The 13,950-nt window shown below is 35.9% G+C and carries 9 protein-coding genes; 5 read left to right on the top strand and 4 right to left on the bottom strand.

The window, feature by feature from the left end; all coding sequences use genetic code 11:
• The first annotated feature begins 13 nt into the window (after positions 1-13).
• The 3 genes from AO58_RS0111040 to AO58_RS0111030 all read left to right on the top strand — a co-directional run bounded on the left by AO58_RS0111040 (position 14) and on the right by AO58_RS0111030 (position 5,058).
• Positions 14-2,545 carry a PIG-L family deacetylase gene (locus AO58_RS0111040; protein ID WP_024981758.1) on the top strand — a complete coding sequence of 844 codons (2,532 nt, stop codon included), beginning with the start codon at positions 14-16 and terminating at the stop codon, positions 2,543-2,545.
• A gap of 119 nt (positions 2,546-2,664) precedes the next feature.
• On the top strand, positions 2,665-4,389 hold the full coding sequence (locus tag AO58_RS0111035) for a sodium:solute symporter family protein (protein ID WP_024981757.1): 1,725 nt from the start codon (positions 2,665-2,667) through the stop codon (positions 4,387-4,389).
• 144 nt (positions 4,390-4,533) lie between these two features.
• Complete coding sequence (locus AO58_RS0111030; protein ID WP_024981756.1) at positions 4,534-5,058, top strand: hypothetical protein; 525 nt, start codon at positions 4,534-4,536, stop codon at positions 5,056-5,058.
• A 265-nt stretch (positions 5,059-5,323) separates the two neighbouring features.
• Here the strand turns inward: AO58_RS0111030 and AO58_RS0111025 are convergent, their stop codons facing one another.
• Complete coding sequence (locus AO58_RS0111025) at positions 5,324-7,396, bottom strand: hypothetical protein (RefSeq protein ID WP_024981755.1); 2,073 nt, start codon at positions 7,394-7,396, stop codon at positions 5,324-5,326.
• Positions 7,397-7,778: 382 nt separating this feature from the next.
• On the opposite strand from AO58_RS0111025, the gene AO58_RS0111020 reads away from it, so the two are divergent.
• Positions 7,779-9,227 carry an FAD-dependent oxidoreductase gene (locus AO58_RS0111020; protein ID WP_024981754.1) on the top strand — a complete coding sequence of 483 codons (1,449 nt, stop codon included), beginning with the start codon at positions 7,779-7,781 and terminating at the stop codon, positions 9,225-9,227.
• A gap of 535 nt (positions 9,228-9,762) precedes the next feature.
• Here the strand turns inward: AO58_RS0111020 and AO58_RS0111010 are convergent.
• From AO58_RS0111010 to AO58_RS0111000, 3 genes are all read right to left on the bottom strand, one after another.
• Positions 9,763-10,161 carry a c-type cytochrome gene (locus tag AO58_RS0111010; RefSeq protein ID WP_024981752.1) on the bottom strand — a complete coding sequence of 133 codons (399 nt, stop codon included), beginning with the start codon at positions 10,159-10,161 and terminating at the stop codon, positions 9,763-9,765.
• A gap of 129 nt (positions 10,162-10,290) precedes the next feature.
• On the bottom strand, positions 10,291-11,331 hold the full coding sequence (capA, locus tag AO58_RS0111005) for a cysteate synthase (protein ID WP_024981751.1): 1,041 nt from the start codon (positions 11,329-11,331) through the stop codon (positions 10,291-10,293).
• Between the two features lie 68 nt (positions 11,332-11,399).
• The gene (locus AO58_RS0111000; RefSeq protein WP_024981750.1) at positions 11,400-13,460 is read right to left on the bottom strand and encodes a S9 family peptidase; all 2,061 of its coding nucleotides are present in this window, start codon (positions 13,458-13,460) and stop codon (positions 11,400-11,402) included.
• Between the two features lie 141 nt (positions 13,461-13,601).
• On the opposite strand from AO58_RS0111000, the gene AO58_RS0110995 reads away from it, so the two are divergent.
• Positions 13,602-13,922, top strand: a complete 321-nt coding sequence (locus AO58_RS0110995) for a YbaB/EbfC family nucleoid-associated protein (protein WP_024981749.1) — start codon at positions 13,602-13,604, stop codon at positions 13,920-13,922.
• The last annotated feature ends 28 nt before the right edge of the window (positions 13,923-13,950 follow it).

Below are 13,950 nucleotides of genomic sequence, written 5' to 3'. Positions count from 1 at the left end.
TTAAAGAAGAATTATGCCTAAGTTATTTAGTAAAGCCTCCTTGCTTTTATTTTTATATGTTTTTCCTACTTATGCACAAAAACCAGTAAAACTCAACTCAGTTGAAATTCACAATCAAATTCAAAAACTCAATTTTCTGGGTTCCGTACTCTATGTAGCGGCACATCCAGATGACGAAAATACCCGATTGATTTCGTATTTAGCCAATGAAACCAAAGCCAGAACAGCCTATTTGTCGCTAACTCGAGGGGATGGAGGACAAAATCTAATTGGAGCACAATTGCGCGAATTATTAGGAGTAATTCGTACGCAAGAACTTATAGAAGCACGAAAAATTGATGGCGGAGAACAACTTTTTTCTAGAGCAAATGATTTTGGTTTCTCCAAAAATCCAACCGAAACTTTAGCCATTTGGGATAAAGAAAAAGTCCTTGCCGATGTAGTTTGGGCGATTCGTAAATTCCAACCCGATGTAATCATAAACCGTTTTGACCATCGTTCTCCAGGAACTACTCACGGCCATCACACCGCATCAGCAATGTTGAGTGTGGAAAGTTTTAATTTAACCAACAATCCTTCTGTTTATCCAGAGCAACTTAAATACGTACAACCTTGGCAATCCAAACGCCAGTTTTTCAATACCTCTTGGTGGTTTTATGGTTCACAAGAAAAATTTAATGCAGCGGACAAAACCAATCTAATTGCAATGCAAACTGGGGTTTATTATCCAAACATTGGAAAATCCAATCAAGAAATTGCTGCATTAAGCAGAAGTTCACATCAATCACAAGGATTTGGAAGCACAGGAACGCGTGGTGAAGAAACAGAATATTTAGAATTTTTAAATGGCGAAAGAGTCCCTACAAACGGTTCTCTTTTTGAAGGAATTGATACAAGTTGGAATCGTGTCAAAGGCGGAAAAGCTATTGGAGAACTCCTTACTTTGATTAGCAAAGAATTCAACCATAACAATCCTGCGGCTAGCATTCCAAAACTAGTCAAAGCCTACCAAATGATGTTGCAATTAGACGAAAATCATTGGTCGAAACAAAAAGCAACCGAAACCAAAAAAATAATTGCAGCCTGCGCTGGTTTATACCTAGAAGCTGTTGCTCCAACGCAAGAAACGACGCCTGGAAGTAGTCTGAAATTAAAGATAGAAGCCATCAATCGTTCTTCAATTCCGATGGTATTGAAAAGTGTAACCACCTTGCCTAACCAAAACACAACGGTTCAGAATGCAAATTTACAACCCAACAAATTACTCAACTTTGCCCTTGATTTGCAACTACCAGAAACCATAGCCTACACACAACCATATTGGTTGGCTGAAGAAGCTACTGTGGGAATGTACACTGTAAGTAATCCTACTGAAATTGGACTACCTGAAAAAGAAAGAGATGCAAAAGCCGTTTTTACTGTAAGCATTGAAGATGTTGAAATTCCCTTTGAACGAACAGTAGTTTACAAATACAATGACGATGTAAAAGGCGAAATGTATAATTTCTTGGATATCGTTCCTGAAGCCACATCAACCTTTACAGAAAAAGTTTTGCTGTTTACCAATGAAAAAAGCAAAACCGTTGGCGTGAAAGTCAAAGCTGGTAAAGATGCAATAAAAGGAATCGTTCAATTGGATTTAGGAAAAGATTGGAAAATAAATCCTGCTTTTATCGAAGTTAATTTGGATAAAAAAGGAATCGAAAAAACCGTTTATTTTACCGTAACTCCACCTAAAAACAATCAAGAGATTGTAGCCAAAAGCATCGTGGTTATTGGAGACAAACAATTGAACAAAAGCCAAATCAATATTGATTTTAATCATATTACCAAGCAGCAAATTCTAAAAAATGCCGAGGCTAAGTTCTTGCGTGTAGATTTGAAAACCAATAATGAAAAAATCGCCTACATTATGGGAGCTGGTGATGAAGTTCCTGCAAGCTTAGAGCAAATGGGCTATCAAGTAACTATTTTGAAACCCGAAGAAATCACACCCGAGCGTTTGGCTACGTTTGATGTGGTGATGACTGGAGTTCGAGCCTACAATACCGTTCAAGCATTGGCCAACAAACAATCCATTTTATTTGATTTTGTAAAAGAAGGAAAAACAATGATTGTTCAGTATAACACTACCGATGATTTAGTAACTCCTAACCTTGCTCCTTATCCGCTAAAAGTTTCTCGTGACCGAGTAACTGAAGAAGATGCCGAAGTTCGTTTCTTGGCTCCTAATCATCCTATTTTGAATTACCCAAATAAGATTACGGCCAATGATTTCAAAGGCTGGAAACAAGAACAAGGATTGTATTATCCTAATACTTTTGATGCTGCCTTCACTCCTATCTTGTCCTCAAATGACAAAGACGAAAATCCAAAAAACGGAGCTTTGTTAGTAGCACCTTACGGAAAAGGCAATTATATTTACACTGGATTAAGCTTTTTTAGAGAACTACCAGAAGGGGTTCTTGGTGCTTTTAAACTGATAGCCAATACCATTTCTGTAAAATCCGAAACCAAAATGCCTACTCCAAAAATCAACAACTAAAGATCTCTATGGAACCCAAGAAAGAAAAAATTTGGAAAAAGGACTACACCTATGTATTGGTGGCCAATATTATCTACATATTGATTTTTTGTCTCATTATGAATTTATACGCCTAGCTTATGCAATTATTTGATTGGATTATTTTATTGACCACCCTTTTATTCATTGTCATTTATGGCGTTTGGAAAACCAAAGGAAGTAAAAACGTTGAAGATTTCATTTTAGGTAACCACGAAACCCCTTGGCATGTTGTTGGTCTTTCTGTGATGGCAACTCAAGCCAGTGCCATTACTTTCTTGTCCACTCCTGGGCAAGCGTATCACGATGGTATGGGATTCGTGCAATTCTATTTTGGCTTACCCATTGCAATGGTATTAATATGTGCTACCTTCATTCCTATTTATCACAAATACAAAGTCTATACAGCTTACGAATATTTAGAAAAACGATTTGATTTAAAAACTCGTTCCTTAGCAGCGGTTTTGTTCTTAGTACAACGTGGATTAGGGACTGGTTTGACCATCTATGCACCCGCGATTATTTTATCGGCTATATTGGGTTGGAACTTGACCTATATGAATATTTTTATCGGGATTTCGGTGATTATTTATACTTTTTCTGGTGGTACCAAGGCCGTAAACGTGACACAAAAACAACAGATGTTTGTAATAATGTCTGGAATGTTCATCACCTTTTTCTTAATCTTACACTACTTACCCAACGATATGACTTTTTCTAGTGCCTTGCACATCGCAGGAGCCAATGACAAAATGAATATAGTTGATTTTTCTTTTGACCCTGAGCAAAAATATACGTTTTGGAGTGGGATTACAGGAGGTTTTTTCTTGGCTTTAGCTTATTTTGGAACCGACCAATCACAAGTAGGACGTTATTTATCTGGAAAATCGGTGCGAGAAAGTCAAATGGGATTGATTATGAATGGGCTACTCAAAGTACCAATGCAATTCTTTATCTTATTGACTGGTGTTATGGTTTTTGTCTTTTTTCAATTCAATCCAGTTCCGCTTAACTTCAATCCGAATAACAAAACGATAATAGAAAACTCGAAGTATAAAAAAGAATATCAAGCCTTAGAAAACAAACTTAATGCGCTTTCTGAAGACAAGAAAGTAATTAACCTTTTGTACATCGATCAACTGAATCAGGATTATGACAACCCTACTTTGCGCAAGGAATTGGTAGCATTATCAAGTAAAGAAAAAGATTTGCGTGATCAAGCCAAAGTCATTATTGCCAAGGCGGATCCAGATAGCGAGACCAATGATAAAGATTATGTTTTTTTTCACTTTGTACTCAACTATCTCCCTAAAGGTTTGATTGGTTTGTTGTTGGCGGTAATTCTTTCAGCAGCGATGTCTTCGACGGCTTCTGGATTGAGTGCCTTAGCTTCAACCACCGCCATTGATATTTACAAGCGCAATCTGAAAACCGAAAAATCCGAAACACATTATTTGAATGCCACTAAATTTTTTACGGTAATGTGGGGCGTTATTGCTATCCTTTTTGCTTGCATTGGTACTTTATTCGAAAACTTAATTCAGTTGGTTAATATTATTGGTTCGGTGTTTTATGGAACAGTTTTGGGTATTTTTTTGGTAGGTTTTTATATCAAAAAAGTACAATCACAAGCGGTGTTCTATAGTGCGGTAATTAGCCAAATTACCATTTTTATTATCTATTATTTTGCCATTTTTATCCATCCGAGTGATGAAGAAAAATTAGGGTATTTGTGGTTGAATTTTATTGGAGCATTATTGACTGTTTTCTTATCGATGTTACTGCAAATAATGTTACCCAAAAGAGAAACGGAAATGACATCGTAATTTTCAATTAAAAAAACACACGCTATAAATTAATAGGCTACAGAACTGCAAATTTGTTTTACAATTTGCAGTTTTTTTTTAACAAACATTTTGTTTTGTTTTTTTTATTAATATATTTCAGATATTTTTAAATGTACTTATTCAATGAAAAAAACAATTCTTTTTTTAAAACTATTGCTACTAATATGGACAACAAAATCCATTGCACAAACCAATTTAAAACAATACAAAGCAGGACATCTATTTGATATTGGGTTGCCAGATTATTTAAGTAAAACATCAGGATTAAATAGTGCAGCAGCTATTCAATATCAAAATAAGGTAAAAGAAATTTATGGTTTTGTGATTTTTGATACCAAAGAAGAGCTCGAATTAGCTGAAATGCAATATACTTCGATTAATGAATTTTATGAAGACTTCATGAAAGATTTTTTAAAAGATGAAAAAAGTGCTGTATCAAAACCTGTTTTTCAAAAAATAGGTGACATAAATTTTGTTGAATGTGATGTTGTTTTTACTAATGAGGAAGATAAGACTGAGATTTATTATTTAGTTGGGATTGTTGAAACTAAAAACTCATTTTACAAAGTATTAACTTGGACAGCTGCAGAAGATAAAAACAAATATAAAGATGATTTTAAGAAAATAGTTTACAGTTTAAAGGACTAGTTAAGCTATTATTCTTTTAGATTTTCAAAATTAATTTGAAATGTGTTTGTTATGGATCATTTTCTGTTAAGGATAGTAACGAAAAGCCCGTAAAGCTAGCCGTTCTTTTTACAAAACACCCCCCAAAAGAGCGACCAACGGAAGCTCCTTTTGGGGGTTGTTTTGTGAACGGCTTGCTGCGGACTTGTAGTGGATAGCCTGCCCGAACAGCCAAATAAATAGAAAACCTAATGCTGTTGTGAAAAATATGTTTAATGGCGAGACATTATTCTATCAAGTCTGGCGTAGAAAGAATGAGCTCAATCTTTTTTAGGATTGTGGTAATCTGATTCATTTGATTTTCAATGTTTCTGAAAAACAAACTGATGTCGCGATTGACCCAACTCTCTGAAATGATTCGTGCCCCCAAACTAATACGTAAAACGGCACTTTGAAATTCCGGATTATATTTTACATCCACGGGTTGACCGATATGACATTTTTGACCTGCGAGTCGAATAATTTCGAGTGGCGAATGGGCAAAATGATTCGAAATATCAGAATTTAATAAAACATACAGATTTTTCACTTGTTTTTGTGGCAAGACTTCTCCATTTTTTTTGATAAAAAAGGGAAAAATGGTACAGATGTTTCTGAGGCCAAATTCTTCTTTTTCAAATGGTTTTGTTGTTGATCGATCCATAAATAATGGCTCCAAAAAAGTTGCTTCTTTAATGGAATCTTCTACAAAATTGCAAAACATTTCGATACCCATATTTCGGTACAAAATAGGCGTTTTGTAATAGCGTTCCATTTCGACAATAGCTGCATTCCAACGCATATTAGAGCCATAATTAAAGCCGTCTGATAAATTTTTCGCACACGACCAAGTCGTTGGCCAATCCGAATGATTGTAATAGGTGTTGAGTCCTTTTGGCAAAGTAGTCGAAAGAGAATCAATAGTTTTACTCACGGATTTTGGCAAAATCAAGGCTCCACAATATGGAGGTCCAGTAAAATATTTACTTCCGGTGATGGTAATTAGGTATCCTTTGTTTAAATAATGCTGAATGTCCTTAGGATCAAGTCGGAGTTGTGAAGCATCGACAATACATTGCAAGGATAGCTCTTTTAGGGTATTTAAGCGTTGTAATAATGACTTACTAGGCGATTGAAAACCTAGTTTGGATTGGTCCATAATGTGCAATACAACGTGTTGTCCTGCTTGATTTTTTTGCAAAATGGCATTGAAAACTTCCTCATCCATTTGTTCCAACGATTTTAACTGTCCTTTCTCGTCGCGCGATGGAATTTGTATCACATTTACGGGTCTAAATCCTTCAATAGTATCGCCTTTTTTGACTGGATAATTCAATGCTGTGGTGTTTTCAAAATGGCAACCTTTCAAGGCAGCTGGTACACCACTACCCGTTTCATCTGATGCTACCAGAACATGCGTAATTTGTTTATCTGAAACAACTTGTGTTATTGCGGCAATCTGTAGAGCAGAATCAGTGCCCGATGGAGAAAAAATAATTTGACATTCGTCTTTTATCTTGAGTGCTTTTCTTAACTTGTTTTTTAGCAATTCCGAAAAATCATTGGTCGTGCTTTTAAAACCATTTTTAAGACTATTTTGAATCAAAACACGTCTTAGTTTATCGGATTTGTCAAAGGCAAAGTTAGAGATACTCGTAGCTGTTGAAGAGGCAAAGGTAAAGGCATCTGGTCTCGGAAATGGTCGACAGCCGTACTTGTTTAACAACTCAATTTCGTCAATGTTTAAACGAAGATCGCCACCAGACATCAATAAGTATTCCGTTGGTTTGGCTAAATTTTCTAAAATAGGTTCCCAAGCATCATGAATCTTTTTATCTTCATTTTTAATGCCATGTACAGCTGCTAATTCCTTATTCTTGGCTAAACTCAAATAGCTTAAAGATTCCTTTTCTTGAAGTAATTCAATTAAAAAATGTGGGCTATCCGCAAGTTTATCTTTATCTTCTTTGGGTAAAATATCATAAAATATTTTGGTCACTTTTAATGCAGCAACATCACACAAGAAAACATTGGATTTATCTTTTCCTAATGCCTTGTACCAAAGTTGCCACTCCACGCCGTAGCGTAAATACGTAAGAGCTAGAACGGGTTGCTCTAAAAAAGATGCACCAATAATGATGGATTTGTTGGGTATAATCTTAAATACATTAGGCTCTTTGTTAGAGGTAATAATATTAATATCATTAATCTTAGGTACGGTATTAAAACGCTTTAAAACTCTTACTAGATCATTTACATTTTCTTTTTCAAATAATTGCGTTCTTTTATATTGATCTTCAATAAGTACGTTGTTGGACATGTGTATGGTATTAAAACTTAAAAAAAGTGTGTCAGACTGTGGCTACAGCATATTTAATTTTAAAAAATAAGTATAAAAATCAAGACAAAAAATAAGGTTTTATGGGTAGAAAATAGTTCTAAAGACTACTTTTTGAATCTAATATTGATCTAGATAAATTACTTTTTTTTTATGTTGCAAAATACCGAACTTTTTTCGAGAAATCGATGTTAAAATATATCAAATACTATTAAACGTCTTTGTTTTTTTTTATGAAAGCTAGAAGCCTGTTCATTTCACTGGTTTTTCTGCTGTCATAAGTAATGGAAGGACCAAAGCCAATAAATACGCTTGCTTTTACTACTTTTGTACCCTCAATGGCACTTTATAAAATAACAACAACTTGGAAAATTTTGAAAATTCGCATAAAAATTGGACTGTTTGTTCAGATTGTCATGGAAAAGGGCAAAAAAGTAGAAGAATTAGTAAAAAAAATCGCTTGGCGTTCGAGATTGCCTTAGCTCAATTTGAAAGTAATAGCACGGGATTACCGCCCGTTAAACCTAAGGCTGCACTTTATACCTGTTTAGAATGTAAAGGTTCAGGTATAATACCGTCAGAAAATCCAACTAGTGTTGATACTGAAAATTTTCCTCATGTAGCGATCATTGGCGGAGGTATTGGTGGTGTGGCCCTTGCGGTGGCTTGCTTGCATCGCGGGATTCCTTTTACTCTTTTTGAACGTGATACGGATTTTGACGCTCGCTCCCAAGGCTACGGACTCACCTTACAGCAAGCCAGTAAAGCCATTGCGGGTTTAGGAATTGTTGCTCTAGCAACAGGTGTGGTTTCCACTCGACACGTAGTGCATACCACTGATGGCAACATTATCGGGGAATGGGGCGTTCGAAAATGGATGCAATCCGATGCTAACTATAAGTCCAAAAAAACCAATATTCACATTGCTCGTCAACATTTGCGCAAGGCATTATTGGACCAACTCGAAGGTCACGAAGCTGTACAATGGGGGCATCAATTCATGGGTTTTGAAACTACAAAAGATCAAAAAATAGCGCTAACCTTCGATGTAAAGGGCGCGCAAAAAAAAATAACCGCCGACCTTTTGGTTGGTGCCGATGGAATACGAAGCACCGTTCGCAAGCTTTTGATAGGTGAAGAAAAAACATCGTTGCGCTATTTGGGTTGTATTGTAATTCTAGGCATTTGTTCGCTCGAATCGCTCGAAAACGCCCAACATCCTTTATTGGACTCGGCCACCGTTTTCCAAACGGCCAATGGTCAAGAGCGAATGTATATGATGCCCTATACCGCCGATACCATCATGTGGCAATTTAGTTTTCCCATGTCTGAGACAGCAGCCAAGACTTTAAGTGCTCAAGGCCCCGCAGCACTCAAGGAAGAAGCTATAAAAAGAACACCTTGGCACGATCCTATTCCACAAATCATTCAAGCGACGCCCATCGCAAACGTATCGGGATATCCCGTGTATGACCGTGAATTATTGCAACATGAAATGCTGCAAAACCAAGAAAACATCACCCTAATTGGCGATGCCGCTCACCCCATGAGCCCGTTTAAAGGACAAGGTGCGAATCAGGCCTTGCTAGATGCCTTACGTCTGGCTCGTACCATCAGTACAGCATGCAAACCCGGATCGCAATGGCGTGAAAAAGGAATAAGAGCCAGTGTTTTAGAGGCCTTCGAAACCGAAATGTTAACCCGAAGCGCTGTAAAAGTAAACGATTCAGCTTCAGCAGCCCAATTCCTACATTCTGAACTAGTGCTCCATAAAAGCGATGCACCACGAGGAAATATTGCAAAGAAACTTTAACCCAGATTCCGCATTAGAAATCTACTACAACTAAATTACTTCACCATTTTTATATTCTTTAGCGGAGTTCAGTGAATGAATTTCTTCTTCAAAACCAAGAACTTACTCCCATTTTTAAATTCAAAATACAAAAGTATTCCTTCTTCAAAAATAGTCCGTGAGCTCCTGCTTTTATTGAATAATTCAGTTTCGCTACGAAGTCTAATGCGGATTCTGGGTTTAATATTATCAAAGAAGGGTTGTATCCATACAAAAACCGACTTCTTCCCCAAAAAAAGTCGGTTCGAAAGATACAAAAGTAACAGCATTCAAAATTTTTATTGCAAATGATAAAATACGGTGAGTATGTACCTAACCAGCCAATACATTAGCGTAAAAACAACCACTGCTGACAACAAAAAGCAAATGGAATTGATAACAATATTAGGTAAGACACGCCAATGATGCGGCACATATTTAGGATCACGATGCAAACGTTCGTGTATCTTATTTGCAATTATTTTAGATTGCTTTTTGATTGGAGTTTCTTTTTACGTTATTTTTCTAAGGCCCGAATATAATTTACCAATTGCCAACGTTGATCTTCAGTAAGAAGTTCTTCATAACCCGCCATTGGTGATTTTCCATTGGTGATTTTCCAATAAATAACACCATCTGTTTCTTTTTTTACTTTAAAGGCTAAAAAATTAGCTGGTTTTTTATCTAGTGTTAGTCCCGCTTCTCCATTTCCTTTTCCTTTTATTCCATGACACAAAACACACATTTGTTCATAAATACGTTTTCCCTCTGCAGTAGCTTTACTATTTCCGGCCAGAGGATTCTTTATTGCATCGGCTGATTTTGGCGCTTTCCAATCAGAATCTTGGGCAAAAACAGTAGTACTTCCAATACTAAAAAAAAGAAAAATGAATAAAAAAGTGACATTAGTTTTCATAGCGAAATCGTTTTAGTTTGTTACTCAAATATAGCTGAATCTATCAATTTACAACCTGATAATTGTCAGTTATTTTTAAAAAAAACTGTAAAAAAAGCGTCTCCTGAACAGAGACGCTTACTTGTATTATTACTTAATAAACTCTATTTTTTGAACTTCCTCTTCATTGATACTGTCAAAAAAACCTTGATCATTCATCCAATCGTCACTAAATACCTTACTCATATACCGTGAGCCATGATCCGGAAAAATAGCAATTATATTACTATTTTGGTCAAATTCACCTTCCTCAGCATATTGTTTTATAGCTTGCAACACTGCCCCAGAAGTATAGCCTACAAAAAGTCCTTCTTTGCGAGCTAATTCTCTGGTGGAATGGGCACTTTCTTCATCGGTGACTTTCATGAATTTATCAATAACATCAAAATCAGTAGCCGTTGGGATTAAATTTTTCCCCAAACCTTCAATACGATATGGATAAATTTCGGCACTATCAAACTCTTTGGTTTCATGGTATTTTTTAAGCACTGATCCAAAGGCATCAACGCCTAATATTTTTATGGTAGGATTTTGTTCTTTCAAATACTTTGCTGTACCTGAAATGGTACCTCCTGTTCCGCTACAAGCTACTAAGTGGGTTATTTTACCATTGGTTTGTTTCCAAATTTCGGGTCCCGTAGTTAAATAATGGGCATCAATATTCAATTGATTAAAATACTGATTGATATAAACCGATCCTTTCGTTTCTTCGTGCAGTCTTTTCGCTACGTTATAATAGGAACGCTCATCATCGGCTGATACATGAGCAGGACAAACATATACTTTAGCGCCCAAGCTTCTGAGCATATCAATCTTATCTTTGGATGATTTGGAACTCACCGCTAAAATACAATTGTATCCTTTGATAATACTCACCATGGCAAGACTAAATCCCGTATTCCCAGATGTCGTTTCAATTATAGTATCGCCAGGAGTCAAAATGCCTTTTCGTTCTGCCTCTTCAATGATATACAAAGCAATTCGATCTTTAGATGAATGCCCTGGATTGAAAGCCTCAACTTTTGCATAAAAGTTACCTTTTAATTCTTTTGTTACACTATTTAGCTTTATAAGAGGAGTATTTCCTATTAATTCTAAAACATTATTAAAAGCGTTTATTTCTTCTTTCATAAATAAATGTTAACCTGAGTTGTGAATCAAACAAGAAGGTAAGATACAAATCTAACAAAAAAATTCAATTACTTATTAATTTTCTCTAAATCTAGCAAAAAACTAAACTCTCTTGCCAACTCTTTCAAGGACTCAAATCGACCTGAAGCCCCACCATGTCCTGCATCCATATTGGTTACTAGATACAAGGCGGTATCCCCCTTTTTTACAGTTCTCAATTTAGCCACCCATTTTGCAGGTTCCCAATACTGGACTTGAGAATCGTGCAAGCCAGTTGAAACAAACATATTAGGGTATTTTTGCTCTTTGACATTATCATAAGGTGAATACGACAACATATAATCGTAATATTTTTTACTATTTGGATTCCCCCATTCGTCGTACTCCCCTGTTGTTAATGGAATGCTATCATCTAACATGGTGGTAATAACATCCACAAAAGGAACTTGAGCAATTACACCGTGGTACAATTCAGGCGACATATTCACGATAGCTCCCATCAGTAATCCTCCTGCCGAACCACCTTCGGCATACAAATGAGAAGCCGAAGTGTATTTTTGTTCAATTACAAATTTTGAGCAATCGATAAAATCAGTAAACGTATTTTTTTTATGTAATAATTTCCCGTCTTCATACCATTTTCTTCCTAAATCTTCGCCTCCACGAATATGAGCAATAGCATAGATAAATCCCCTATCCAACAATGTTAATCGCGTCGAAGAAAAATAAGGCTCCATAGTACTACCATACGAACCATAAGCATAAAGTAATAGTGGGTTTTTTCCGTTTTTTTGAACCGATTTATGGTACACCATCGAAATAGGCACTTTGGTACCATCAGTAGCCGTAGCCCAAACTCTCTCTTCTACATAGTTATTTTTGTCAAAAGTACCACCTAGAACCTCTTGCTCTTTTAAAACTACTTTGGTTTTGGTGGCCATATTAAAATCAATCACAGACGAAGGCGTAGCCATAGATTGATAGCCATAGCGCAAGACATCTGTATCAAAATCGATATTTGTAGTGGTATAGGCATTGTAAGTTTCATTATCGAAAGGCAAATAGTAATCTCCACTCCCACTCCAAGGCATAATACGAATATGATTCAAACCATTAGAACGTTCCTCAACTACTAAATAATTTTTGAAGATATCAATCCCTTCCAACAACACTTCTTCTCTGTGTGGGATGACATCCTTCCAATGCTTTTTTAAAGTAGCAGTTTCAGGAGTTTTCATCAACTTAAAATTCGTTGCTTTGTCTTTATTTGTCAAAACATAAAAAGAATCTCCATAGTGTGAAATACTATATTCTAGACCACGAACTCTAGGTTGAAAAACTTGAAACTCCCCTTCAGGTTGATCAGCATTCAAAATTCTGTACTCACTAGTTAAGGTACTTCCTGAACCAATCACAAGATATTTTCGAGACTTTTCTTTATAAACATACACATTGAAAGTATCATCTTTTTCGTCAAATACTAAAATATCTTTTTTAGCATCTGTCCCTAATTTATGACGATACACTTTGTCTGATCGTAACGTTACTTTATCTTGTTGGGTGTAAAAAAGAGTCGCATTATCATTAGCCCAAACCGATCCACCCGTTACATTTTTGATAGTGTCGGATAAAATTTCGCCCGTTTCTAAATCTTTAACTTGAATCGTATAAATCCTTCTCCCTTGGGTATCAACACCAAAAGAAGCATATTTATTATTAGGACTCACACTTAGTCCCCCCAACTGAAAATAGGAATGCCCTTTAGCCATTTCATTACAATTGAAGAGAATTTCTTCGGGAGCCGAAAGACTTTCTTTTTTTCTCGCATAAATAGGATAATCTTGCCCTTTCTCGTAGCGAGTTATATAGTAATAGCCATTATAAAAATAGGGAACCGACTGATCGTCTTCCTTGATACGCGCCTTCATCTCCTCAAACAGTTCAGTTTGAAATTGCTTTGTGTGTGCGGTTTTAGCGTTGTAATACTCGTTCTCTTGATTCAAATAAGCAATAACTTCAGGATTCTCTCTTTCGTTCAACCAAAAATAATTATCAGTACGTGTATTCTTGTGTTTTACTAATTGTTTTGGGATAATTTTTGCTATTGGAGCTTGAATATTTTCAGACATAGTTTGTGCTTTACCTTTTGGAATTAAAGCTGCAAAAATAACACAAAGCCACCCCAAACGAATAGTACTTTCCATAATTTTTATTGATTATCAACCAGCAATATAGTAATTTTGCCTTAAATAATCTTAAATAAAGCAAACATGGATTTAATGGGAATGATGGGTAAACTTAAAGAAACCCAACAAAAAATAGAAGACACTAAGAAAAGATTAGATACTGTGTTGATTGATGAGCAAAGTACTGATGGCTTATTAAAAGTTACACTTACTGCCAACACAGCTGTAAAATCAATCACTATTGCTGACGAGCTACTTGAAGACAAAGAACAACTAGAAGACTATTTAATTTTAGTTTTCAATAAAGCCATTAGCAGAGCCCAACAAGTGAATCAAACAGAACTTGATGCTGTTGCCAAAATGGACATGCCCATGATTCCTGGAATGGATAATCTATTCAAATAATTCTCGTTTCATTACATAAAAAAAAGGA

This window comes from Flavobacterium succinicans LMG 10402 (genome assembly GCF_000611675.1).
GTDB lineage: Bacteria > Bacteroidota > Bacteroidia > Flavobacteriales > Flavobacteriaceae > Flavobacterium > Flavobacterium succinicans.
This window is presented reverse-complemented; position numbering and strand designations above follow the sequence as displayed.

Excerpts from the sequence above, each read along its gene's own strand:
- AO58_RS0111000 (WP_024981750.1), bottom strand. The coding sequence starts at position 13,460 with ATGTCTGAAAATATTCAAGCTCCAATAGCAAAAATTATCCCAAAACAA.
- AO58_RS0111035 (WP_024981757.1), top strand. The coding sequence starts at position 2,665 with ATGCAATTATTTGATTGGATTATTTTATTGACCACCCTTTTATTCATT.
- AO58_RS0111025 (WP_024981755.1), bottom strand. The coding sequence starts at position 7,396 with ATGTCCAACAACGTACTTATTGAAGATCAATATAAAAGAACGCAATTA.
- AO58_RS0111040 (WP_024981758.1), top strand. The coding sequence starts at position 14 with ATGCCTAAGTTATTTAGTAAAGCCTCCTTGCTTTTATTTTTATATGTT.
- AO58_RS0111030 (WP_024981756.1), top strand. The coding sequence starts at position 4,534 with ATGAAAAAAACAATTCTTTTTTTAAAACTATTGCTACTAATATGGACA.
- AO58_RS0111010 (WP_024981752.1), bottom strand. The coding sequence starts at position 10,161 with ATGAAAACTAATGTCACTTTTTTATTCATTTTTCTTTTTTTTAGTATT.
- AO58_RS0110995 (WP_024981749.1), top strand. The coding sequence starts at position 13,602 with ATGGATTTAATGGGAATGATGGGTAAACTTAAAGAAACCCAACAAAAA.
- capA (WP_024981751.1), bottom strand. The coding sequence starts at position 11,331 with ATGAAAGAAGAAATAAACGCTTTTAATAATGTTTTAGAATTAATAGGA.